Origin of the sequence: Paraburkholderia caffeinilytica (genome assembly GCF_046030355.1) — a bacterium.
GTDB lineage: Bacteria > Pseudomonadota > Gammaproteobacteria > Burkholderiales > Burkholderiaceae > Paraburkholderia > Paraburkholderia caffeinilytica_B.
Window position 1 is genome coordinate 442163 of the sequence record NZ_JAQQCQ010000005.1, and the last position, 23757, is coordinate 465919.

General features: G+C 53.9%; 18 protein-coding genes and 1 pseudogene. 15 read left to right on the forward strand and 4 right to left on the reverse strand.

Features of this window, described 5'->3' with window-relative positions; all coding sequences use genetic code 11:
- Positions 1 to 28 precede the first annotated feature (28 nt).
- On the reverse strand, positions 29 to 1456 hold the full coding sequence (otsA, locus tag PQQ95_RS11140; RefSeq protein ID WP_408437430.1) for an alpha,alpha-trehalose-phosphate synthase (UDP-forming): 1428 nt from the start codon (positions 1454 to 1456) through the stop codon (positions 29 to 31).
- Positions 1457 to 1784: 328 nt separating this feature from the next.
- Between otsA and PQQ95_RS11145 the strand changes: the two genes are divergently transcribed.
- Positions 1785 to 1943: a hypothetical protein gene (locus PQQ95_RS11145; protein ID WP_408437431.1), complete on the forward strand. Its 159-nt coding sequence runs from the start codon at positions 1785 to 1787 to the stop codon at positions 1941 to 1943.
- A gap of 118 nt (positions 1944 to 2061) precedes the next feature.
- Here the strand turns inward: PQQ95_RS11145 and PQQ95_RS11150 are convergent, their stop codons facing one another.
- The 3 genes from PQQ95_RS11150 to PQQ95_RS11160 all read right to left on the reverse strand — a co-directional run bounded on the left by PQQ95_RS11150 (position 2062) and on the right by PQQ95_RS11160 (position 4075).
- On the reverse strand, positions 2062 to 2535 hold the full coding sequence (locus tag PQQ95_RS11150) for an Lrp/AsnC family transcriptional regulator (protein WP_408437432.1): 474 nt from the start codon (positions 2533 to 2535) through the stop codon (positions 2062 to 2064).
- 397 nt (positions 2536 to 2932) lie between these two features.
- On the reverse strand, positions 2933 to 3304 hold the full coding sequence (locus PQQ95_RS11155; RefSeq protein WP_408437433.1) for a hypothetical protein: 372 nt from the start codon (positions 3302 to 3304) through the stop codon (positions 2933 to 2935).
- A gap of 615 nt (positions 3305 to 3919) precedes the next feature.
- Complete coding sequence (locus PQQ95_RS11160; RefSeq protein WP_408437434.1) at positions 3920 to 4075, reverse strand: DUF3309 family protein; 156 nt, start codon at positions 4073 to 4075, stop codon at positions 3920 to 3922.
- Between the two features lie 267 nt (positions 4076 to 4342).
- Between PQQ95_RS11160 and PQQ95_RS36600 the strand changes: the two are divergent.
- From PQQ95_RS36600 to PQQ95_RS11230, 14 genes and pseudogenes are all read left to right on the forward strand, one after another.
- Positions 4343 to 4651: pseudogene (locus tag PQQ95_RS36600) on the forward strand (DDE-type integrase/transposase/recombinase); the annotation flags it as partial.
- A gap of 1390 nt (positions 4652 to 6041) precedes the next feature.
- Positions 6042 to 7211: a polysaccharide biosynthesis/export family protein gene (locus tag PQQ95_RS11170; RefSeq protein ID WP_408437435.1), complete on the forward strand. Its 1170-nt coding sequence runs from the start codon at positions 6042 to 6044 to the stop codon at positions 7209 to 7211.
- Positions 7212 to 7217: 6 nt separating this feature from the next.
- The gene (locus PQQ95_RS11175) at positions 7218 to 8036 is read left to right on the forward strand and encodes an ABC transporter permease (RefSeq protein ID WP_408437436.1); all 819 of its coding nucleotides are present in this window, start codon (positions 7218 to 7220) and stop codon (positions 8034 to 8036) included.
- Positions 8033 to 8695, forward strand: coding sequence for an ABC transporter ATP-binding protein (locus PQQ95_RS11180; protein WP_408437437.1), 663 nt, complete (start codon positions 8033 to 8035; stop codon positions 8693 to 8695). The genes PQQ95_RS11175 and PQQ95_RS11180 overlap by 4 nt, the downstream gene beginning before the upstream one ends.
- The gene (locus PQQ95_RS11185; protein WP_408437438.1) at positions 8692 to 9861 is read left to right on the forward strand and encodes a KpsE/RkpR family capsule polysaccharide export protein; all 1170 of its coding nucleotides are present in this window, start codon (positions 8692 to 8694) and stop codon (positions 9859 to 9861) included. Before PQQ95_RS11180 ends, PQQ95_RS11185 begins: the two co-directional genes overlap by 4 nt.
- A gap of 459 nt (positions 9862 to 10320) precedes the next feature.
- A complete protein-coding gene (wecC, locus tag PQQ95_RS11190) occupies positions 10321 to 11589 on the forward strand; it encodes a UDP-N-acetyl-D-mannosamine dehydrogenase (RefSeq protein ID WP_408437473.1) in 1269 nt (422 codons plus the stop codon).
- Complete coding sequence (locus tag PQQ95_RS11195; RefSeq protein ID WP_408437439.1) at positions 11586 to 13784, forward strand: coiled-coil domain-containing protein; 2199 nt, start codon at positions 11586 to 11588, stop codon at positions 13782 to 13784. Before wecC ends, PQQ95_RS11195 begins: the two co-directional genes overlap by 4 nt.
- The gene (locus PQQ95_RS11200) at positions 13781 to 15634 is read left to right on the forward strand and encodes a BNR repeat-containing protein (RefSeq protein ID WP_408437440.1); all 1854 of its coding nucleotides are present in this window, start codon (positions 13781 to 13783) and stop codon (positions 15632 to 15634) included. The genes PQQ95_RS11195 and PQQ95_RS11200 overlap by 4 nt, the downstream gene beginning before the upstream one ends.
- 30 nt (positions 15635 to 15664) lie before the next feature.
- Entirely contained in the window at positions 15665 to 18385 is a 2721-nt protein-coding gene (locus PQQ95_RS11205) for a glycosyltransferase family 4 protein (RefSeq protein WP_408437441.1), read from the forward strand.
- Between the two features lie 135 nt (positions 18386 to 18520).
- Positions 18521 to 19702 carry an alginate lyase family protein gene (locus tag PQQ95_RS11210; RefSeq protein WP_408437442.1) on the forward strand — a complete coding sequence of 394 codons (1182 nt, stop codon included), beginning with the start codon at positions 18521 to 18523 and terminating at the stop codon, positions 19700 to 19702.
- A gap of 102 nt (positions 19703 to 19804) precedes the next feature.
- Positions 19805 to 20998, forward strand: coding sequence for a glycosyltransferase family 61 protein (locus PQQ95_RS11215; protein WP_408437443.1), 1194 nt, complete (start codon positions 19805 to 19807; stop codon positions 20996 to 20998).
- Positions 20999 to 21283: 285 nt separating this feature from the next.
- Positions 21284 to 22099, forward strand: a complete 816-nt coding sequence (locus tag PQQ95_RS11220) for a UDP-glucose 6-dehydrogenase family protein (RefSeq protein WP_408437444.1) — start codon at positions 21284 to 21286, stop codon at positions 22097 to 22099.
- Positions 22096 to 23208, forward strand: coding sequence for a glycosyltransferase (locus tag PQQ95_RS11225; protein WP_408437445.1), 1113 nt, complete (start codon positions 22096 to 22098; stop codon positions 23206 to 23208). Before PQQ95_RS11220 ends, PQQ95_RS11225 begins: the two co-directional genes overlap by 4 nt.
- Positions 23205 to 23756, forward strand: a complete 552-nt coding sequence (locus tag PQQ95_RS11230; protein WP_408437446.1) for a hypothetical protein — start codon at positions 23205 to 23207, stop codon at positions 23754 to 23756. The genes PQQ95_RS11225 and PQQ95_RS11230 overlap by 4 nt, the downstream gene beginning before the upstream one ends.
- Position 23757: the final 1 nt, after the last annotated feature.

Sequence of the window (23757 nt, forward strand, 5' to 3'; positions counted from 1 at the left end):
GCGGCGGGCGGCGGGCGGTGGGCGGTGTTCAGCCGGATGTCCGGCGTATGCCGCTCGCTGCCGCTTCATTCGGCTCGCAGTCTTCCAGCGCTTGCAGAAACGTCGAACTCCACCAGTGCACGTCGAACTTGCGGATCCGGTTGAGCAGCGCTTCATGGCGGTTGATCCGCTCGTCGAGCGACATGGTGAGCGCCCGCTGAATGGCCTGCGCCGTGCCTTGCGTGTCGTAGGGATTGACCAGCAGCGCTTCCTTCAATTGCTCCGCGGCGCCGGCAAAACGCGAGAGCACCAGCATGCCCGGGTCGGCAGCGTCCTGTGCGGCGATGAATTCCTTGGCGACCAGATTCATGCCGTCCCGCAAGGGCGTGACGAGCGCCACCCGACTCGCGCGAAAAAGACCCGGCAGACGCTTGCGGGCCACGTTCCGATGAATGTAGCGCACCGGCATCCAGTCCAGTTCGCCAAAGTCGCCATTGATCGCGCCGCACAGGCTATCCATCTGACGCCGCAGATCGTCGTAGGCCCCGACGTCTTCGCGGCTAGGGGAAGCGATCTGGATCAACGTCGCGCTATCGCGGTTTTCCGGGTAGTAGGTCAGCAGTTCGCGGAAAGCATGGACGCGTTGCGGCAGCCCCTTCGAGTAGTCCAGGCGGTCGACGCCCACCAGCAAGCGCCGACGCGAGTACTCGTCGCGCATCCGGACGAACATATCGCGCCCTTCCTTCGAATCGGCGAGACGAATGAAGTCGTCGACATCGATGCCGATAGGAAAGGCGCCGACCCGCAGCGTTCGATTGAACGCGCGAAGTCGATCCGGACTCAAGCGTTGCGCCTGCGCTTCCGATTCAACGTAGTGAGAAAAATGCGTCAGGTCGGCCTCGCTCTGGAAGCCCACCAGATCGTAGGCGAAGAGCGAGCGCATCAGCCATTCGTGTTCGGGAATCGCCGCCATGATCAGCGGCGGCGGCATCGGAATATGCAGGAAGAAGCCGATGCGGTTGGTGCATCCCATGGCGCGCAACTCGGCGGCGAGCGGGATCAACTGATAATCGTGAACCCAGATGAGGTCGTCCGGCCTCAGGAACGGCAGCAGCTTGCGCGCGAATAACTGGTTGACCCTGCGGTAGCCCGCTGCGAATCGCGTGTCGAAATTGGCCAGGTCCAGCCGGTAGTGGAATACCGGCCACAAGACGTCGTTGGCGTAGCCCAGGTAATACGTGTCGTGATCCTCGCGGCTCAGATCAAGCGTTGCAAGCGTGACGTTGCCCGCTGTCTGGACATGAACGTCCCCTTGGCCGGATTGCGTGCCGTCCGCGGCTTCCCGGATCTTGCCGCTCCAGCCGAACCAGAGGCCGCCAGTTTGTTGCAGGCTTTCTCGTACCGCTACGGCGAGTCCGCCGGCTGCAGGCTTGCGAGGATCGGCAGTGCGGTTTGAAACGACGACTAGACGACTCATGAGGTCCTTGTGCTGTTGCATCCACATTGCGATATCCGGCGCGGTCAGCCATGCCGGACAAGGATCAGGTCCTGATCGACGCAGTTTACTCTGTCGTCAGCGTGACCTTCTCCCAATGCTGCAGCCGGAGCGGTGCAAGGTGCGATATGCAAATCCAGTCCGGCACGCTGTGGGCGCCATCCTGCGCCAGACTGAGCATGCGCTGGGCTGCGCTGCGTTGTGGTGTGCTGCGACGAGTCGCGGTCTCCGCAGATGAATGGGACCGGCAATCGCTATTTTTCTCGTCGCCTAAAATACAGGCATGGTTCTGACCTCAAAGGAGGCTGCCATGACCGAGTCGATGACCAGTTTTGTCGTGGGAATCGTGGTGGTGCTATGCATCGTGATATTCACCGCGGCCCGCTACAGGCGGGAACACAACGACCAACCCGTTGCCCGCTGGCTGCACGCGCATCCGATCAAGGACTGGCTGCACCATAAGCACTGAATGGCGCAATCTGCTGCGCCGGGAGCGCCGGGCCGCGCGAATGCTGTGGAGGCAGCGATCGCGTGGCGGCCCCATCGGACTGCGCGGCGCGCCCATGTTGTCTCTTCCGTAAACCGAACTAGATCGCAATCGACGGAATGCTTTTCATGCAGCGGAGGGCAAACATCGAGCGGCTATGGCGAATGCCCGCGATCTTATAGAGCTTCTCGCGCAGAAACCGCTCGTAGCCGGCCGTACCGTCGACGGCCACTTTGACCAGGTAGTCGTAGTCGCCTGACACCAGATACGCCTCCAGCACTTCGGTCAACGTTGCCAGCTCGGCGCCGAAGCGTGCGAGGGCGTCGTCGTCGTGACGGTTGAGCGTGACTTCGAGCAACACCACGTCGGCGAAACCGAGCTTCTGCTGATCGAGCAACGCGACATAGCCGCGAATGTACCCCTCCGTTTCCAACTGACGCGTGCGATTCCAGCACGCCGTGGTCGACATGCCGACCAGGTCCGCGAGTTCGGCATTGCTCAGGCGCGCGTTTTTCTGCAACTCACGCATGATCTTCCGATCCTGGTTGTCCAGTGGGCGATTTCGAGTGGTCATGGCATTTTCGGAAGTTTATTCAGGTAAATGCCATTCTAATGGAAGATTGTCCTGTTATCGGTAGATGGGCGCAGTGCTTTAAGAAGCCTATCCAGACGGCTTCCAAGTATATTTTCAGGGTGCATTCGTGCCCGGGACAACCGTCCGGGCCGCCGGCCTCGGGCCTGCGGTCTTGCGCGGCCACAAGCTGCCATTCGGTGTCTCGCTGCCTTTACAGGAAGGCAGTACGCGGGCGAATTCCGGCGTCACCCACGCCGGAAGACGCGCTCGCCGGGCATGGGGCATTTTCTTAACCGGATGCTCGCCAATACCGGCCGTCCGTATGCCGTCCTTGAGCATCTTCGAACATGGCAGCGGCAACGCGCAATGCGGACGAAGTCGCACGCTCTCCTACTCTTCAGCTTACCTTGGGCGGTGTTTTGATCGCGCTTTGTACCGCGACATTGCGATACACGTCACGACAGAATTGCATGCTGCCCTCATGCGCGCCGTTGACGGCAGCGGCTATATGAACAGCACCTTCAACAGGTTCAGTCACAGGCGGATTGACGCGCGCGGCGTCGACGGCGAGGGGATCGGTCGGCGAGGCTCGCATGATGCCGATGCCCTTGATCGTTACAGCGAGACAAGGGTCCGGCACGAGCGGGCCATGCGTGGCAGCGACGTTGAAATTGATGTTCAACGTCCAGAAGCCCTCGTGAATGTTCTGATGAATGATCACTGCCTTCACCACGTCCTGGTGTGACAGCGTGTATTCATTGTTTGCCATCGGTCCCTCCTTGCTCCTACGCAGCGTATGTGCGTGTGCAGATATGGCATTTTGCGCGGGCTAATAGGCCTAGTTTTACGCACCGTTTCGTACAGCGCAAGCGAAAAGGCAGGGCGCCGGCGCGCGGCTTTGCATTGATGGGAGGAGGGTGGCGCTGAGGATGAAAACGTCTCGGGACGCGCGGCCGCCGGGACAGGCAGGGCCGCGCGGAATGACCTTCAGTTCAACTGCTTATGTTGCAGGGAGTTAATGGAAAATGAGGTACAGGATGACCAGAACGATCAGGGGGACGCCGAGAAGCCAGCCAAGAAGGTAAGGCATGATGTGATCTCCTTTCGTATCAATGTTTGAATACGATGGTGATTCAGCATTCGGCGTGCCCGACTGGTTATTCGGATGCAATTAGCGTCCGTGCGGCATGCGAAATAGACTGGATGACCAGCACTCCAAAGTGTTCAATCAACTCACGCCTAGCGTTGTCAGTAAACCTGCGTGACAACGCGAATACGTTTCCGCAATCGACATAAGAATGCCGCCGGCTATCGATGCAATTCACTGCATCGATAGCCGGCGGCTGGTATGGTTTGAACTGCTGACCTGATTACTTCAATTCGCCTATATCACGCCGGTGACGAGCAACACGATCACGACGATCAACACGATGCCAATACCGCCGGTCGGCGCGTAACCCCATGAACGGCTATGCGGCCACGTCGGAAACGCACCGATGAGGATAAGGATCAGCACAATCAGAAGAATAGTTCCCAACATATTCATAACCTCCGCTTAGGTTGACAGGACCTGCCCGTCACGACAGCCACGTAGCACGCGGTTTGGCGAGCTTGCGAAAAGGCAGTATCGATGTCTGGGGACTCAGCAAGCCATGTGCCCAACGGCGGAAATCCTGGAGTGCATTGTTTAAAACGAGCCTGATTGCCAGCGTCTCTGCCGACGCGCGGTGCTCTGCTTCATCGGGTTTCGGTGCAAATCGAAGCCTCCGATAGGCTAAGGTCGGGTTTTGACGAACTCGGGCAAGCTATGAGTAAGCCGGCAGACATTGACAGGCTGCTCAACGGCCGCCACTTTGACCGCGAAGTCACTCGTCCTGTGTGTGCGTTGGTATCTGCGTGACAAGCTCAGCCTTCGAGCCTCGTTGAAATGATGGCCGGGCGCAGGCTGTCGCTGGCGCGCTCTGCGATCATGCGCTGCTGGGTCAAACGCTTCACACCGGAGTTCGTCAGGCGCGAGGATCGGTTTGCGAAATTCGCCGGTCGTTCATGGAAAGTCGACGAGACGGATGTGAAAGTCTGCGGCAAATGGGCCTATCTTTACCGTGCAGTCGACCGAGTTGATGCATCGCATCCACAAAGGTCAGTTCGCCCTCGCACGGGTTGCACCTCAAAGATACCACTGCGTCCGCTGTCTAGAAGGCAGTCCTTTCAGCACGATGATGCAATGGTGAATACGCCGCTTTTCCTCACGCCCGTAATTTGCACCACAGCCATTGGGATGTTCCCGTAACGTCACCGTAACGCCGTTAGCCAAAAAAGTACCTTGAATCAGCCACGACGGAGACCTCGGCATTAGTTGCGGCCGTTGCCGATAACCGGTGCGAGGCGACTCGCACGACCTGGGGCATCGTTGATGCTCAACCGGGAATCCCGTGTCCTGCTCAGATCCACTGACTGCGGCACGCGTCGCGCATCGGCCCATCCGTTTGGCTCCGGAGAAGCCTGCCCGCGCGTGTTCTTATCGTCGGTGGCGAAATGCGTTACGTAACGAACACGTCGAATGAAACGAATCTGGCCGATTTTGTAGCGCGCCCAGTCACCTGAAATTTTCAGAAAAATTCTTATCTATCAATGAATTAGGTATATCCGCTGTTCGGCGTCGATTAAAAATTATGCTGTTGGCACGATTACTGCTTAAACAGGGTGGCGGGACAGAATGGAAGCATGAGCCGTAGTGAAAATTGCCGCATTTATTGCCGATGGTTGGCCTGCTTCGGGCTTGTCAGACTGAGTCCCTTAATCGTAGTGAACATGGTTTTATTTGCGCTTCTCGTCGCGTGCCGGGGATGTTTTTTGCGAGGAGCGCGGCGGGCGAAATGAGAGATATCAGACGTGCTCAGCCGGACAAAAGCAGAGCATATCGACAAAAAACGTTTGGCGCGAATGACCAGCGCGGGGAGTAAAAATGGGCACAGTGGTATTTGCGCCGCATAGAAAACCTATGCCGGGCCTATATAGGCCAATTACGCGCTCGAGCCGGGTGGGATTCAACGCGCGATTCGATGGAGGCGAGAACGATCTCCCCAGCGGTCACCGAGGTCAAAAAGACAAGGCCTGCTTCCGCAAAACCGATCTGCCGCTGCGTCGCCGTGGGTCCGTTCCATGAGCTTCTTTCTATAGCGTCCCTGGGCATGTCATCGATGACAGCCGAGCCAGATAAATCGGCGTGTCTTTAGTCGGCATGCGCACGGGGAATAGAAAAGAGAGTTGCCGGATCGTATAGCGGACGTGTTCGGCGCGATCGAGTCATCGTCGAGAAGCCAATAGTGGATCCGTTTCATTACTTGCAAATCGGTCAGATGGCGCTCCGAAATAATTATCAGGCAGATGCACTTCCCAATGCGAGCTTGCAAGACGTAATGCCATGATCGACTGGTAGTCGTACGTCGTCGATCTGGCAGCAAGCTCAGTTGGAAAGGTATCGCCCGATCCAGGTATTGCAATTCATGAAGAAGAACTTTTTGGCGGTGTGCTTTCCCGCCGTTTTATTTCTATCGGGGTGTGGGACTTATTCAGACTGGTTGCCGGCGTCTGGCGCGAGTCGCGAGCAGGTTCAGGAGAAGCATGATTCGGGTCGAGTCGATGGTATCCAGGTGGTGGATGTCAACGATACATTGGCTCGTCGATTGGCTGAATCGAAGAAGCTTGGGCAATTCTCCAGCACGTTCGCGAGCAGCGCGGCCAGCAACTATGTGATCGGCCCGGGCGACATGATCGAGGTGACGCTCTGGGAGACGCCGCCTGCGATTCTGTTCAGCGCGATGTCGTCCGCGTCGTCGCCGACGGCTGGCTCGAACACGTCGAGTGGCGTCACACTGCCGACGCAGATGGTAGCTGCAGACGGCACGATCGTCGTCCCTTTCGCCGGGCGGGTTCTGGTGAGTGGGCGTACGACGGAACAGATCGAAGACAGCATTGTCGAGCATCTTCAGGGCAAGGCTAACCAGCCTCAGGTGCTTGTCGGGGTCGCGAAGAATAATGCCTCGAACGTCACGATCGTCGGCGAGGTGAATGCCAGCACCATGATGCCGCTGACGCCGAAAGGCGAGCGCTTGCTGGATGCGCTGGCATTTGCTGGCGGCATGAAGCAGGCGATCAGTCACATGGCGGTTCAGCTTTCACGCGGTAATGTCACAGGTACGATGTCGCTCGATTCGATCATTCACGATCCGAAGCAGAACGTATTGTTGAAGCCGGGCGATGTCGTCACAGCGCTTTATCAGCCTCAAACCTTTTCGGTTCTTGGGGCGACTGGAAAGAACGACGAAGTTGCGTTTGAGGCCCAGGGTATTTCGTTGGCTCAGGCGCTGGCGCGCTCGGGCGGGCTCAACGATAGCCGGGCGGATGCCCGTGGTGTGTTCGTGTTCCGGTTCGAGGACGCGAGGCTGGTTGACAATAAGGATCCGTCAGTCAAGTCCGCCAATGGCACGGTGCCGGTGGTGTATGAAATCAATTTGCGCGACCCGGCCTCGTTTTTCGTGACGCAGAATTTCCCGATTCAAAATCATGATGTGATTTACGTTACGAATTCACCTGGAGCGGAATTCAGGAAATTTTTGTCGTATGTCGCAATGGTGGCTGATCCGGCTATTACCTTTACCAATGATTTTCAGTAGTCGGCTATGAAAGCAATGACCCGTAGTGCCTTCCAGATTACGCTTTCTGTTTGGTGGGCCATCTTCTTGCGTGAGGCGCTTGATCGGCTGTTTGAGGCGCGGGCAGCCTGGCTTTGGCTGCTGATTGAACCAATAATTTATATTTCGTTGCACGCGTTTGGGATGGAAACTTTTCGCATCCACCAGGTGGGTGGAATCGCGATAAACATGTGGATTATTTCAGGATTCGTAGGATTTCTTCTCTGGCGTCGCACGTGGGTTCAGGTGCTGCATGGCATCGATAGCAATCGGCCGTTCTTCGCATATCGGCAGGTTAAACCGTTCGATGTCGCCGTCGTCAGAGCGCTACTGGAGTTGTTCCTGATGGTGCCGATATCGATTGTCATCTGCGCGATTGCCATGGCGACAGGGCATGCAATCACTCCAGATTCGCTGAACCCTGTGTGGGTGCCTGCAGACCCGCTACTGATCGCTGCAAGCATTATCGGTCTGTGGTTGCTCGGATTGGGATTTGGCATGATCACATCAGTGGCGATGAGATTCGTTCCTGAACTGGATCATATTTTCAAACTCATGTACTTGCCGCTCTACTATATCTCGGGCGCGTTGCTTCCTATTGCGCTGTTCGTGCCAGTCCCTTATCAGTATATTTTTCTGGCAAACCCGGTCGTCAATGGGCTTGAGTTAATACGGCAAGGATTTCTGCCTACGTACCATGCCCTTCAGGGGGTGAGTCTTGCCTTTCTCTATGCATCGGCACTAGGGTCTATTCTCATCGGCCTCGCTCTGTACAAGCGCTTCGCCGGAAAGTTGGTGATGCGATGATTCTCATCGAAGATATCCACAAACGATACATGACCGAGCACGGCGCTGGGCGGTGGATCTTGCGTGGCATCACCATGAGCATCCCGTCCAAACGAAGTGTCGCCTTGATCGGGCAAAACGGGGCAGGCAAATCGACTCTGCTTCGAATCATTGGCGGAATCGATTTTGCGACTAAAGGCCGGGTTGAACGTCGGTGCCGGGTCTCGTGGCCGATGGGCGGCGGCGGTCTGGAGGGCACGTTGAGCGGGCGTCAGAATGCAAAATTTGTCTGTCGCGTACATGGTCACCAGGACGAACTCAAAGACCGCGTTGCCTTCATTCAGGATTTTGCCGAATTAGGCAATGCTTTTGACGAACCGGTTGAGACTTACTCTTCGGGGATGCGTTCGCGTCTACAGTTTGCCCTGTCATTGGCTTTTGACTTCGAGGTGTTTATCTCTGACGAGGTCACGGCGGCGGGCGATGTGAAATTCAGAAAGAAAGCCGCTGATGCGTTCAAAGGCATGGTGGATCGAGCGAGCATCATCATGGTCTCCCATGACGAGGGCACTCTAAGGCAATTTTGTCAATCTGGCATCTTGATCAACGATGGCCTAGCGTACTGGTTTGACGATCTCGACGAAGCGTTGAAAGCATACAAAAGCAAAATTTCCCTATGAACGAACAATTAGCAAACAAGAGCTGGCGCACGGCCACCAAAATGGCCGAAGTCCTTGAAAAAGGAAAAAGGGCGTTGCTCTCCATCAAAGTGTTTCAATTGATCGTGAGACTGGTACTGCTCTATGCGATCCTGTCGGTGCCTTATTGGGCAGTGATCGCCTCTGACCTTTATGTTTCTGACGCCACGGTCATCATGCAGAGAACGGATCAGCTGAATGGCCCGAGCATTGCTTTGCCAGCAGCCGTCGCCGGGGCGGGTCCTAATAGCGCTGATCAACTTTTGTTGCGCGAATATCTTTTATCGGAAGATATGTTGAAGAAGCTCGATGCTTCTCTCGACCTGCGTTCGCACTACAGTGATCCGCACCGGGACCCGATCTCGCGGATGTGGTTCAAACACGCACCGATGGAGTGGTTTTACAAGTACTGGCTGTCGCGGATTGACGTTCAATACGACGATTACAGTGGCGTGTTGCGTATTAAAGCTCAAGCATACGATCCAAAGATATCGCACGCCATTGTCAGTCTGATGGTTCAGGACGGCGAGGCGCACATGAACGAGATGGGCCATGAATTGGCTCAGTCGCGCGTAGACTTTCTTTCTGCACAGGTGGCGTCGACGCATGATCGGCTCCTTGATGCAACACAAGCAGTGGTCAACTTTCAGAACGAGAAAGGTCTGTCGGCACCGCAAGCAACGGCAGAAAGCATCAATGTGCTGATCGATAAGCTCGAAGAGCAGAAATCTGCGGTTCAAACTCAGCTCGCTTCCTTGCCGGCGAATTTGAGTCCGAATCAGCCGACCGTCGTGATGCTAAAGGCCAACGTTAACGCGCTAACGCAGCAAATTGCGGAGAAACGCGCCGAACTGACTTCGCCTTCAAGAAGAACTCTCAACTACACCATTGAAGAGTTCCAACGCTTGCAGATGCAAGTCACGTTCTCGCAGGATTTATACAAGACGGCTCTTTCAGCGTTGGAGCAAGGTCGGATGGACGCCGCTCGCACGCTCAAGATGGTCTCCGTATTGCAATCACCGACTACACCGGTCTTTCCTCTTGAGCCGGAGCGAATTTACAGTCTGATCGTCACCATATTGGTCGCACTTGCCCTGATTGGTGTCGTCAAATTAACGGAGAGCATCATCCGTGATCACGTGGATTGATGGCAGCTAAAGCGATGGTGCTTTGATCGTCTTCGGGACTCGACCGGAAGCAGCCAAGGTGCTTTCGCTGGCGTCGTGGAAGCAGCAACCGGTGCGGCGATGCACTGGGCGCATTTTCACGCGAGCCTCAAGATGGCGTTTCATTCGCGTACCTGATGCGTGTCCGATTTGTATCCGATGAAACAAGCCAAGTCCGCTTATCGCTGATTCTGGTGGGATTCAGAAAGAGACTCCGGGTTTAGGCAGACCAGTAGCCGTCAGAAGAAAGAAAGACGGCAACGTGAAGTGAGGCATCGACGTGGATACTCTCCGGATCATTGGTATCGATGAAGTGACTTTTTTATGAAAGTGACCCAGCTACTCGACGACGCGTCAAACTATGTGTTAACAGCACAGGCAGTGAATCCGTGCGCCGACGGTAAGGCCGATGAGTGCACTCGCGATAATTTCGGCGAGTGCATGTTGAATACAATTTCGATCATAGGCCTTGGATACATCGGCCTGCCTACGGCCACACTATTTGCTTCTCGAAAGTTGCGCGTAATCGGTGTTGATGTGTCGCCTCGCGTGGTCGATACCATCAATCGCGGGATGATCCACATTATCGAACCGGAACTGGATATCCTTGTCCGAGCAGCGGTAGGTGCCGGCTACCTGCGAGCGACAACTCGCGTCGAACCCGCCGACGCTTTTGTGATCGCTGTGCCGACGCCACTGACACCCGAGCGCAGGCCCGATTTGAGTTACGTCGAATCGGCGGCCAAGACGATCGCGACAGTATTGAAAAAAGGCAATCTGGTCGTTCTTGAATCGACCTCATCCGTTGGCACGACTGAGTTGTTATCTAGGTGGATGGCGGAAATTCGACCGGATCTTACTTTCCCGCATCAGGCAGGTGATGCGTCTGATATTCGCGTCGCACACTGCCCCGAACGAGTTCTTCCCGGCAGCATCGTGCATGAACTGGTTACCAATGATCGCATCATTGGTGGCATGACCCCGAAGTGTTCCCAAGCCGCGATCGCCCTCTACAGTATGGTTGTGCAGGGTGACTGCATCGTCACGGACGTGCGAACGGCTGAAATGTGCAAGCTGAGTGAGAACAGCTTTCGCGACGTCAACGTGGCGTTCGCCAACGAGCTTTCGATGATCTGCGATACGCAGGGGATCGATGTGTGGGAGCTCATCAAACTGGCTAACCTGCATCCCCGTGTCAATATCTTGCAGCCGGGTTGCGGCGTGGGCGGGCACTGTATTGCGGTCGATCCCTGGTTTATTGTGGATAGCGCGCCTGACGACGCGAAGTTAATTCGTGCCGCACGTATAGTCAATGACTCGAAGCCTGGCTGGGTCGTTCGAAAGGTCGGTGACGCCATTGCAGATCTCGTCGATACAGGTTTTTCTATAAAAGACGTTCGCATTGCGTGTCTGGGCATTACTTACAAAGCCGACATTGACGATCTGCGAGAAAGTCCCGCGCTCCAGATTACCCGAACATTGGCAAATTGCTACGGACGCAAAGTGTTAGTCGTCGAGCCAAACCTTCAGACCTTGTCCGATGAGTTAATCGCGACTCAAGCGAGCTTGGTGACCTTGGACGAGGCAGTCGCGCGGGCGAACATATTGGTTTTGCTCGTGGATCACGCCGAATTTAGAAATGTGCGACCGGAGCTCGATGACCGGCAACGGCTTATCGATACTCGCGGTACCTGGAAGGCAAAAAAATGATGACTAACCGGAAAGAGATAGCCGACCCTCAAGCCAGTCTCAAAGATCTGGAAAAGGAAAATCAGTTGCTGCTTCTCCAGCTTCATGAGGTGCAGGAGCAACTGGAGGTCTACTATCTGCGCAACAAGGATCGCGAACGTGCAGTGGTAACTAATCCTACGATCCCCCTTTTGTCGGACAGGGAGCGGGACGATGAAGATTTGATTAAGACCCTGATCGAAAACCGTCGGCTGACTACGCTGGTGAAGGTTCAGCAGGAAGTCCACGAGCTTCAAACGCAAAACACGTTGAATGCAAAGCTGGGCGATCTGCTCATTGCAAGTGCTGATTCGCCCAAAGCATTTCTGATGCTGCCCGGTAAGCTCGGGAAGATTTGGCGTACCTATAGAAGACGGACGCCGCCAGTGTCATTGGGAGGCGAAGGGTTCGACAAGGTCGTGTCCGCGTACGGCGAAGGGGGGTTCGACGCAGTCGAGAAATTGATACGCGAGACAGTGATCTCACCCGCAATGCAGGCCAATGGCTATACCGCTTTGGGTAGATACGTGCAGCACAGCGATTGTTCAAACGCAGCTGAAGCAGCGCGCCGTGCCTATAGGCTAGATCCAAAGCCTTACAGACTGAAATGGCTGGCCTTCAGGCTTCATGAGGCCGGCAATGTGATTGAAGCGGAGGCCATGCTGACGATCTTGCCAGCGGATATGCAGTTTAGCGATTCTGAAGACCGTCAGGTTGCCCGTTTACGGTACGAAGCAAGTCTTGCTCTTCAGGACGAAGTGAGGAAGCTGGCGTCGATTTCTGAGCGTCGTGCACAGATCGAAATGAAAATTGATGAATTGGCCCGCGCGCGCGATGAGCGGGCACAACTAGTCATTGAACAGGCTCAGGAAATTGATGAGCTAAAGCAAACCAGGGCACGACTGGAACGGGATAAGGTGAGCCTGGAAGGACGCTATGATGAGCTCGTCAAGGTCGTTGCGACGCGCAATCAGGAAATCGAAGCCCAGAAGCAAGTCAGTGTCCTGCTTAAGGAAGAGAATCTGGCGCTAACGCGACGCAATGATGAGGCCGCCAGGCTTGCTGCTTTGAGTGCTCGAGAAATCGAGTCGCAGAAGCAGGCTTACTCTCGCGTTGAGCAAGAGAGATTGGACTTGGTGCTGCGATCTGAAAATACGACCGGCAGCCTTGTCGCGCGTGATCAGGAAGTGAAAGCGCTGAAGCTGGCCAAGGCACGTATCGAAAAGGAAAATCAAGCGCTATGCGGGCAGCGTGACGAAATCGAGAGGTTAGTAGTTGCGCGAAATCTCGAAATTGATTCCCTGAAGCAGATCAAAGCGCAACTCGAACAGGAGCAGTCGACACTTGCAAGCCGGCATGACGAAATCGTGAAGCTTGCGACCGATCGAGCTAAGGAAATCGAAGCTCTGAAGCTGGCAGAAAAGCAGGACGAACTGGAAAAATCGACCCTCGCAGCGCAGCTTAACGATGCAGTCGGACTTGCTGCCGACCATGCTCAGGAAATCGAAGTCCTGAAGCAGGCCAACGCGCAACTCGAAGAGAAGAGTTCGGCGCTTTCGGGCCGGTATGAGGAAGCTATGCAACTGGCTACCGACCGGACTGAGGAGATCCAAACCCTAAAGCAGCTTGGGGCCCAACTCGGAGAGGAGAGCTCGACATTTGCAATTTGGTATGACGAAGTCTCCCTACTTGCTACTGACCGTGCTGAAGAGATCGAATTTCTGAAGCAGGTCAAAACGCAACTCGAAGAGAAGAGTTCGGTGCTTTCGGACCGGTATGAGGAAGCTGCCCAACTCGCTGTCGACCGTGCTGAAGAGATCGAAGTTCTGAAACAGATCAGGGCGCGACTGGAAGAGGAGAGTTCGGCGCTTGCAATTCGGCATGACGAAGCTGCTCAACTGGCCGGCGACCGTGCTAAGGAAATCGAAGCCCTTAAGCATGCCAAAACGCAGCTTGAGCACGAAAAATCAGCTCTGGCGGAACGGCATGACGAAACTGCCAAGCTGTCAGCGGAACATCTCAAGCAAATCAGTTCGTTGCAACTGCAAATCTGGCGTCACCAGGCGAGTGAGGTCGAAAGGATCACTCGTCAGCAAACTATGCAAGAAGAGGTGGCGAGGGCTGAAGCACAGATTGACTTGATTAAGGAAGTGTTTCTGGGAGAGCACCGGACATGACCGAGAAGTCAACCTCCACTTTCGAGGCCACCTTGGCCAAAAGCGATATTCGAAGTGCCGCCATGATCGAAATCCAGTCAGAGAAACGTTTTGTACCTTACGACGAGTACCTGCTCGAACGCGCGTATACACAGTGGCAGTTTGGTGACTGGCGAAGCCTCGCTCAACTCGATCGCAATACGGCACAGAACCATCCTGATCGCGCTAAGCTGGCTGTGCTCATGGCTGCCGCGCGACTTCAACTCGGACAACTCGTTCAAGCCAGACAATTCATCTGGTTGGCTCGAGAGTGGGGGGCGAGCAAGAAGTTGATCTGCCAGATTCTTGTCTCAGGCGTGCATAACAGCTTAGGGCGTGCCGCAGCTATCGCAGGCAACTCAAAGTGTGCAATTGGGCATTTCGAATCTGCAATCACGGCTGGCACTCCTGGAGGTGATCGACTTCTGCTAACAAAGGCACGTGTTAGCCAGCAATTCCACGACCTTGGTTTGCCGGCAGCAGGCTCGGACTATGAACTGAGCGGCGCTCCTGTTTCACAGAAATCGCTACGTAGAATCCGCGGTTTTAGCGTCAATCGACTGGCAGATTTCAAGTTGGGAGACGGATGGGCTGGCAACACGGTTAACACGGTCATATTTCGTCACCACGGCATCCTCACTCATCAAGGCAAGCAATTTACAGCCTTCTATGTGGATACCAACACACTGCGCCTGGTGCAACGCGACCTGGAAACAGATAGCTTCGAGACTTGCGATATCGGTGGCACTTACAATCTCTCCGATGCTCACAATACCATTAGTCTCGGCGTGGATCGTGCCAATCACCTTCATATGTGCTACGACCACCATGCCACTCAACTTCGCTACCGACGCAGCATTCGACCCAATGACATTTTGAGTTGGAGCGACGAGTTACCTATGACGGGCATGGCGGAAGACAAGGTCACGTATCCTTCGTTCATACAACCTCATCATGGATTTCCACTGACCTTACTTTATCGTGATGGTGGGCACAACAGAGGTAACGCACGCCTCAAATTCTATGATGAATTGCTAAAAAACTGGACGGACGTCTCCCTGCCTATTCTCAGCGGTAGCGAGTCAAAGCCATGGACAAGCAACGCCTACTGGAATCATCCAGCTATCGGCAGTGACGGTAGTCTGCATCTTAGCTTTGTGTGGCGGACCCATACGCTAGGCAAGGAAGAGCGGATAAACAACATTAATATCGGTTACGCCTGCTCGCCGGATGGTGGATTGAACTGGTTTACCTCCAGAGGGCGGAGTTACCAATTGCCTATCACTCAGGTCAATGCAGAGACCGTGCATCCAGTTTCTCCGGGCAGCAACTTGATGAACCAGTGCAGCATGGCGCTTGACGGTCGCAACAATGCGCATATCGTTTTCTATGCGGACGATGCCAACGGTATTCCGCAATACCAGCATTTGCGATTTGACGGACACCGATGGCATCACCAGATCATATCGCGTCGGACCCAAGCTTTTGTCTTGCAGGGAGCCGGTACTTTGAAAATTCCGATAAGTCGCCCCGAAATCGTGATTGACCGGCAAGACAATGCCTATGTCATTACTCGAGGGGACCATAGCCAGGGACGGATGGTCGCCACTTTTCTTGCGGGCCCTAGCTACGAATGGTTTCCTGAAAATGTCGAAGTTTTATGGGATGAAGATGTGGGTCTTTCCGAACCCATTATTGACCGCATGCGCTGGGAGCAGGACAACGTGCTGAGCCTGCTTTTGCAGTACAACGAACAGCCCGATCATGAGGGCGGCCCGCAAACGTCAGATCGGCCGGTCATGCTAGTTGACATTCAATTTGTGACCGCTTAGCCATAAAATTAGAGAGATAAGGTGCGTCAAGTGAATCTACTAAAAAAGGCGAACAAGGAATTTGTCGGGCTCGATTATGAAACTGCTTATAAATCCTATCAGGCAGCGATCGAAGCTATGCCAGAATTGGCAAGCGTTATCAACTTCAACATTGAGTTGATGCGCAGGCGTGGGTACGAGCTGACTCCTCCTGTTGGCGCAGAAAAGAAAACTGAGAACAATGTGGTTCCGTCAATCGTCAGAAAGCTGCCGATTACGGTTCTAATCATCACGTGGGACGTCGGCCACAACTGTTTAGGGCGATCCTATATGCTTGCCGAGGTGGTCGAGCGTATTGCCCGACACTCGCTGCTAGTGGGTTTCCAATTTCCTAAATACGGCAGCAATGTATGGGAACCTGTTCGCGAAGGCCGACTTCCAGTTGTTACCTTGCCCGGTTCCAACCTGCCGGAGTTTCATCAGAGCCTTGAGCGCATTTCGGCGCGCATTAAACCAGACATTGTCATTGCGTGCAAGCCGCGTCTGCCCTCTGTCGCACTTGGCATGATGATCAAGGAGAAATGGGGCTGTCCGCTCATCATTGATGTGGACGATCACGAGCTTTCATTTTTTAAAAACCAGAATGAGCTGAATGCGCAGGATCTGTTATCTTTACCTGCCGGCGAGATAGCCAATGTCACCGAGCCTTATGCGGAATTGTGGACGCGATTCACGGAGAGCCTCTGCAAAGTCGCAGACGGAATTCTTGTATCGAACGTCGCCTTACAGAAGAAATTTGGTGGAGTAATCGTCCCGCATGTAAGGGATGAAAACAAATTCGACCCATCGAAATACGACAAGCTAAAGATTCGCATTCAGTACGGCGTCCCAGTCGATACTAAGGTTGTTTTATTTTTTGGAACACCGCGTGTCCACAAAGGAATCAACATTCTCGCCGAGGCGGTGAGCAAGGTGGCCGATCCAGGTTTTCGGCTGGTTTTAGTAGGCACCCCGACCGACAAAAGCGTTTATGCCCAGTTGGACCGATTGGCTATGGGGCGAATTATTTATCTTCCCAACCAGCCTTTCACTGCTATCCCGGAAATCCTCGCCATGGCTGACATTGTTTGTCTGCCCCAGGACGAAGAGCATGCAATTTCCAAGTTTCAACTTCCTGCAAAGGCGATTGACGCTGTCGCAATGGGCATCCCCTTATTAGTCAGCAATACGCAGCCGCTGATGCAATTGGTTGAGGATCAGGTTGCAGAGCATGTCAGTGTCAATGGTATACCCGCTGCGCTGGAGCGTCTGGCGGGAAAGAAAGAGAGAATCCAGCAGTGGCAGGACGACGTTCGCGGAAAATTTCTTGATCGCTATAGTTACACCGCCGCCGCCGGCCAATTACGGCAGTTATTTCAACAGTCCCTGTCACGCAATACGGGAGGGGGCGGCCCATGGGCGAACGGATTTCATTCAGTAATGCGGCACGCGTTAAGTGCGCATAAGGTGGCTGCTTCGGAACCTCGCGAGCACGGTTTTGACATCGTATTGTTCTGGAAACAAAATGATACGAAGCTATACGGCCGTCGTCACGACATGGTAATAAAATACCTCTCGTCGCGATCCGACGTGCGTAAAGTGGTTATTTTCGATGCACCCATATCTGAGTTTGATTTAATTCAGCGTCAACAATCACGTGATGAAGCCAGTCAGCATCGCTGGATCTACGTGAGTACCTATGAAAAATTGTTGGGAAAACACGACTCACAGAAGACCTCGTACAACGTGTTCGTCTATCCTCCCGGCAAATATAGACGCAATGATTCAGAGCTTATGAAGCCGGATTTGCATGATGGATATTTCCCGTACGTCAGCGATGTTTTGAAGCGGGAAGGGGTGAATGCGGCCGAATCGATCTTCTGGATTTACCCGAAGAATTACTCTGCGCCGGCACTTATCGACTATTTCAAGCCGATGAAAGTTGTGGTTGACGTCGTGGATGACCACCGGGCGTGGCCAGACGTCTCGGCTGCCGAGCATCAGCGTCTGACGGATAATTACAGGCTCACGTTGGCAAAGGCTGATATGGCTTTTGTCAATTGCGAACCGATGGTCGGCGCCATGAAGCCGTTTTACCCCGCAATTCGTCTTGTCCCGAATGGTTGTGACGCAAATCCGTCTAAAATGGAACCGAGAGATAGCGCGGAATTCGAGGCGTTCAAGTCATGGAGCGGGAAAACTATAGGTTTCGTGGGAAATCTTGAGAAGAAGATCGATATTCCTCTTCTGGAGAAAATCGCGAAACGTTTTGCAGATTGTCAGATCGTGCTTATAGGTTCGACACATTCGAATCCCGATGTACTGCGGCTCAAGCAGTATCCTAACGTGCGGCTGGCAGGAGTGGTGCCTTACGATGAAGTGGGTGCCTGGGTCTCCCGATTCGATGTGGGGATTATTCCTCATTTGAATCTTGAAATGACGCAAAACATGAACCCACTGAAGCTATATGTTTACCTGTCATGGAATGTGCCGATCATCTCCACGGAGATATTCAACGTTGATCGTGGGGCGCGCGCGTTGCGTATCGCTGGCTCTCACGATGACTTTCTAAGTCAGATCTCCGCTATTTTGCAAAATGGAAAAATCGATTCTGAGAATATGCTTGGTTATGTTCAGCAGAATAGCTGGCACAAAAGATTTGAAAACCACGTGGATGAATTACTTGGCGAAATATTTGAAAACCATGTGGACGAACTGTTAGCTGCTCGCTAATGATGTGCCGCGACGTTTTTTTCGAGATTGAACGTCAAGATGGGCCAGGGATGCTTAGCGTTCGTCGCAGCGTAAGCTCGAAGATTGTCGGCGGCCTTATTCGCTAGTAGCGTATAAATTTTCAGGGATTTTTATATGTTTAATTTTCTTGGCATGTTGCTCAACGGGCGGCAGTCGAAACATCTGTTTATTTTGATGTTGATCACCGGTGCTCCTCTTGCCACGGCAAGTGATTCGAAAGATATTTTCCACAATCAAGAGGATTGGGCGAAGAGTTGTTTCGCCGCACTTCCCGTTCCTGTAAAGCAGGAAGTTCTGCCGGAGCTATTCCCGGTAGTGATACATGGTACGCCAGGTCGAAACTTCGGCTCCGAGCAGCTTTTTGCACCCGTCGTATCCATTGCGTATCCGCTGGCAAATCTAGGTTCTGCTTGTATGACGGGCGACCATGCCGCTTGCAAGCAATTCTCCGATTGGGTTGGGAAACTGGCTGACACAGACGCCTTGCGTTTTGATCGCGAAAAGCATAAAGATAGCCAATCGTCGCTCGTCACGGGCGAGTTGTCGGGTAACAGCACGCTCAGGCCTATCGCCATTTATACGTCGATACTGCGACGGCATAATCTAATCACACTGACTGATCGCAGCACCGTATTCGACTGGATGCGTCGCCGCGCGCAGGAATACTCGCATATATCGGGAAAAGAGAGCGAATCTCAACTTGCACAAAATCTGGTTCTGAATTCTGCAGTTACCCAGTTAGAAGTGGGCATTACGACGTCGGACCCGTCACTGACAAGCCCGGCGGAGAGGGTCTATCGCGCTTATATCGATACCATGAGGGCAGACGGAAGTTTTCCGGCAGAATCTCAACGTGGTCAGTCCGCGTTGAAATACGAAAATGACGCTATTGGTTTGCTGGTACTTGTTGCGGAAACTGGACTCGTAAATGGTACGGACCTTTATGCGTATAAAGGTCAGAACGGAGATATTCATGCGGCTATAAAATTCTGGCTTGATGCGTTGCAAAACGAAAATTTGATTGCGCCCTATGCAGCGGCCAATGTTGCGCCAACTGACGCCGCTCAGCCGAGCGGAAAGCAGGCGCTCTATTTTATGAAGCCTCAAAGAGATATGGTGCAGCTGGGATGGATTATCCCTTATGTCAAACGCTTTCCGGATAGTGAGAACACCAAAATTATCCGCATTTTGGTGGCTCGCGGTGAGATTCCCGTCTTAAATAACTACGATAGTTTATTAACCGTTTACCCGAAATGTGTTTGGGGAGCGCCAGCAGGATTGGTAAAAACTCCATAATCTTCGGGTTAGTGATTGCGATGTTTGGTTCAAAAGAAACGATCCTGATGAACCTAAGTCGATGAAAAATTGCTTACGCTACTCACTATTGGAAGGTTTGCGATGCGCTGCGAAGTAAAAGGAATATTTGAAATTGTCAAAGAGAAAGGGCTTGAGTATAAATTACTTTCGCCGGCTGTCGATTATCTGCGGCCATCTATAGCACGGTTTACGAACTTAAGTGAGTTTAAGTTTGATAGATCTGAATATCTCGAGTCGCAATATAAAAATCGGAAAATTTCGGTTGATCCATGTATATGCGTGGATCTATGTGACGCTATTGTCCTGTTGGACGGAACCATCATTGTCGATGGTTGCATTGTAAAAGATACCGTTCCCGGGGTGGTCGTGAAGCAGCGGCAGCGCTATAAGCTACTGAGTCCGGTTGACAGTGATGCATGGGAAGTCAACCTCTCAGGCATTGTCAATTCACCGGTCGAGTTCGCAGTATGCACCACCCGTTATGGTATTCAGTATTATGGGCATTGGCTTGCCGAAATTTTGCCTCGTCTTTACGCCGCGCGGAGCGAAATTCCTCCGAACGCCAGCATTTTGATGCCTGCGAACTTTGCATCCCCCCATGACGGTCAGCCATCCGGCATGTGGAAGGCGATCCAGCAGTCGCTTGAACTCGCCGGGATCGCTTATGGGTCTGTCATTTCTCTTCCCGAAGGGGGGATGCGTATTCCCAGGCTGCGCTACGTCACCAAGATGGGTCCCACAGACCGAAAAGCGCCAGCCATTTTTGAATGTTTTCGCGAACTGTCAGGACGGCTTGGAGCACGGACGAGCGGTCGTCGAATCTATGTAACGCGCCATGATGTAGCGGACCGTCGTGTGCATAATGAGGACGAGGTTATGTCTCTGCTTGGCAAGCATGGCTTTGAATACATTCGTGTCTCGGAATATGATTTTTCTGGCCAGGTGGAGTTGTTTTCTTCAGCTTCCGTAATTGCTGGCCCTTTGGGTTCGGCTTTGACGAACATCGCATTTGCGCGCTCAGGTACGGCCATTCTTCCCATGATTCCTGCTCATTGGGACGACATGTTTTTCTACGACCTCGCGGCTTTGGGAGGAATGTGCTGGTATGAAGTTCGTGGACCCTTGAGCACTAACGTCCACAGGTTGTATCACCGAAACGATTTCGAGGTTGATTTGCCGACGCTTCAGCGAGCGTTAGCCCTAATCGAAGAAGACTCGGACCGTGCAAAGCCGGTTAGATCCCGCGGGCCATATCCACTTCCTGCGCAAATCTAGATCAGATTGGAGTTTAAATCTTATTTTCATGATTTTTCTCCTATCGTCCGCTAACGTACGTGATTCGTACAAGTCGCGTTTTCGGCGCCTAGATGATTCTTGTGCGTCCGGTAACGTGGTCTGACGGGCGGTCACTTGGCCTTCATTTGGCAGCAGTGGGGCGATCAGTGGATGCAGATATGGAAACGGCGGCACGGGTTTTTTGATTGATGGGCAGTTCGAAGCCGAGTCAGTGTCTGAGGCGAACAAACAACTTGAACCCCTAATTGCCTGTGAGAAATGTTTATGAAAATCGCGATCGCCAGCACCGGCTACGTCGGCCTTTCTCTCGCCGTACTCCTTGCTCAGCACAACGAGGTCACCGCTCTGGACATCGTCCGTGAAAAGGAGGCGTTGCTCAACCACAAACAATCCGCGATCAAGGACACCGAACTCGAAGATTTTCTGGCGCACAAGCCTCTCAACCTCCGCGCCACGCTGGATAAAGAGGAGGCGTTTGCCGGTGCCGATTACGTCATCATCGCGACGCCGACCGACCAAGATCACGCCGATCTGTTGAGGAGAGGGGCCATTAAACGGGATATTACAACGTTGTTTATTGACAGCACGGAGGCCGAAGCGATCAAGCTTTGCTCCAATGCCTACCTTGCCATGCGCGTTGCCTATTTCAACGAACTCGACACCCATGCTGTCCAGCACGGTCTGAATCCACATCAGATCATCAACGGCGTATGCCTTGGCCCGCGCATCGGTGCCCGCTACAACAGCCCACGCTTCGATTGCGGCGGCTATTGTCTGCCCGAAGACACGACGGACCCGAAGGTGGCGACCATCTATCGGCGGGTCATGAAAACGGAATCCGACAATTTCCGCGTGTCGAGTATTCAGGGTTTCATGAAATGCATCCAGGCGAAGGCGGGGCAGGTCATCATGGATGAACCGGCTATGTACGAATCGACCTTCTTCAATTCGATGGTGGTCAGCGATTCGCCCGAATTAAAATGGTGTGCGGATTCGATCGTGTCGAGGCGCATGACGAACCATCTCGTCGACGTAGCAGACGATGTTTATACCCATGACCTGTTCGGTGGCAATGCATGAGTGACCAAAGTCCGGCGCGGCTGGAAAGTTCTGCCGTAACGCTCCCGCGCATCCTGTTCTTCAACGTGAACGGCTCGGGCATGGGCCATCTGAATCGTTGTCTAGCGTATGCGCGGCGCTTGCGGGGGCAGGCTCGCCCCTTTTTCTTTTCGCTGGCATCGGCGATCGACATCATCGACGAAATGGGATTCGAGGCGGATTACTTCGTGTCTCCTTATTGGTCGACGAGTTCGACCTTTGCCTGGAATAGCGAGTTGGCAGTTCGATTCGGCCTCGTACTCGAACGCGTTCGCCCCGATGTGATCGTGTTTGACGGAACCTGGCCGTTTCAGGGTTTTCTGTATGCCTGTGAAGCGTATGGCTCGCCGACTCTGGTCTGGTCCAATCGCGGTTTGTTCAAGGCAGCCACGAAAACGGTGCCGATAGACGAAGCGTTGTTCGATCTCGTCATCCAGCCGGGCGAACTGGGGGCCCACGAAAGCAGGTCGGCACTTGCTGGTGGCGGCGAGCGGATAGTCGTTCCGCCGGTATGTTTGCTGGAAGACGATGAGTTGCTCGACCGTGCCACGGCGAGAGAAGCGTTGGGCCTGGCACAGGGGGGGGCTATCGTGCTCTTCGCTCTAGGAGCGGGAAATCTTAAAGATGTCACGGGTATCGGGCAGGGTCTGATTCGAGTTTTCGAATCCGCCGGCTTTCAGGTGGTCTGGGCCCGCGCGCCCATTTCGGTGCAAGACGTCGCGTTGCCGTCAAGCGTACGCTCCCTCTCGGTCTATCCGTTAGCGCGCTATCTGCGCGCCTTCGACGCGTTCGTTGGAGCTGCTGGATACAACACCTGTTGTGAATTGGTTCAGTCGGGCATTCCTTCGCTGCTGGTCCCCAATGCTGAATTGGCGGACGACCAGGTCCGTCGAGCACAGATGCTGGCGCAGGTGATGCCGGCTGTCGTCTCCGCCTGCGAAACGGAAGAGCAGCGCAATGATGCGTTGCGCGAACTGCTCGACTTGCTGAACTCCGCGCGGACGAATAACGCGGACATTCCCATGAACGGCGCTTCGTTGGCCGCAAAAGAAATTCTGGGTTTAGCCGCGCGCAGGGAGTACAACCATTGAGCGTGATCGCCGAAACCAAAGCATTGAGACGACAGTTGAGGACGCTCGCGGCCAGGCCCGAATGGGATTTGCTCGCGCGTTACGATCTGTTGGGAAAAAAGCCTCCGTCCACTTTTCAAGAACGGGTATGGCGACGGATACGTCGCCTGATGTCGGCCGCGGGTCTGATTTCTCCGCATGTGAGTCTCTATCCGTGGATGTCCACTCTCAAGCACCGAGCTGTTACGGCCAATGCAAAGACGTGGTTGATCTGGGCTATCGGCGCGGATCGTGAAGTGTTACGCGCAGCATGCGAGGGTTTCTCGACGAGGCTGCAGAGTGAAGAAGGCATAGCCGCAGTGCTGGTGACGGATGTCGCGGATTTTGCCTATTTTTCGCGGCTGGGATGGCTCGTGGAGTATCTCCCGAACCTGAGCGGCGAAGGGCAATCCTATAAGCAGAGAAAGCAGACCTACCTTGCGTGGCGCTATCGCAATGCCTGCATCGTTCCGCTTAGCGCGGGACTGGCAAGCGAGTCGGAGTGGAATGCAGTGCTGAAAGTGAGTTGAG

Bases quoted from the DNA above. Each gene is read 5' to 3' on its own strand.
- PQQ95_RS11180 (WP_408437437.1), top strand. From the start codon at position 8,033: ATGATTCTCATCGAAGATATCCACAAACGATACATGACCGAGCACGGC.
- PQQ95_RS11150 (WP_408437432.1), bottom strand. From the start codon at position 2,535: ATGACCACTCGAAATCGCCCACTGGACAACCAGGATCGGAAGATCATG.
- PQQ95_RS11210 (WP_408437442.1), top strand. From the start codon at position 18,521: ATGTTTAATTTTCTTGGCATGTTGCTCAACGGGCGGCAGTCGAAACAT.
- PQQ95_RS11170 (WP_408437435.1), top strand. From the start codon at position 6,042: ATGAAGAAGAACTTTTTGGCGGTGTGCTTTCCCGCCGTTTTATTTCTA.
- PQQ95_RS11175 (WP_408437436.1), top strand. From the start codon at position 7,218: ATGAAAGCAATGACCCGTAGTGCCTTCCAGATTACGCTTTCTGTTTGG.
- otsA (WP_408437430.1), bottom strand. From the start codon at position 1,456: ATGAGTCGTCTAGTCGTCGTTTCAAACCGCACTGCCGATCCTCGCAAG.
- PQQ95_RS11160 (WP_408437434.1), bottom strand. From the start codon at position 4,075: ATGTTGGGAACTATTCTTCTGATTGTGCTGATCCTTATCCTCATCGGT.
- PQQ95_RS11215 (WP_408437443.1), top strand. From the start codon at position 19,805: ATGCGCTGCGAAGTAAAAGGAATATTTGAAATTGTCAAAGAGAAAGGG.
- PQQ95_RS11155 (WP_408437433.1), bottom strand. From the start codon at position 3,304: ATGGCAAACAATGAATACACGCTGTCACACCAGGACGTGGTGAAGGCA.
- PQQ95_RS11220 (WP_408437444.1), top strand. From the start codon at position 21,284: ATGAAAATCGCGATCGCCAGCACCGGCTACGTCGGCCTTTCTCTCGCC.
- PQQ95_RS11145 (WP_408437431.1), top strand. From the start codon at position 1,785: ATGACCGAGTCGATGACCAGTTTTGTCGTGGGAATCGTGGTGGTGCTA.
- PQQ95_RS11185 (WP_408437438.1), top strand. From the start codon at position 8,692: ATGAACGAACAATTAGCAAACAAGAGCTGGCGCACGGCCACCAAAATG.
- PQQ95_RS11200 (WP_408437440.1), top strand. From the start codon at position 13,781: ATGACCGAGAAGTCAACCTCCACTTTCGAGGCCACCTTGGCCAAAAGC.
- wecC (WP_408437473.1), top strand. From the start codon at position 10,321: ATGTTGAATACAATTTCGATCATAGGCCTTGGATACATCGGCCTGCCT.
- PQQ95_RS11225 (WP_408437445.1), top strand. From the start codon at position 22,096: ATGAGTGACCAAAGTCCGGCGCGGCTGGAAAGTTCTGCCGTAACGCTC.
- PQQ95_RS11195 (WP_408437439.1), top strand. From the start codon at position 11,586: ATGATGACTAACCGGAAAGAGATAGCCGACCCTCAAGCCAGTCTCAAA.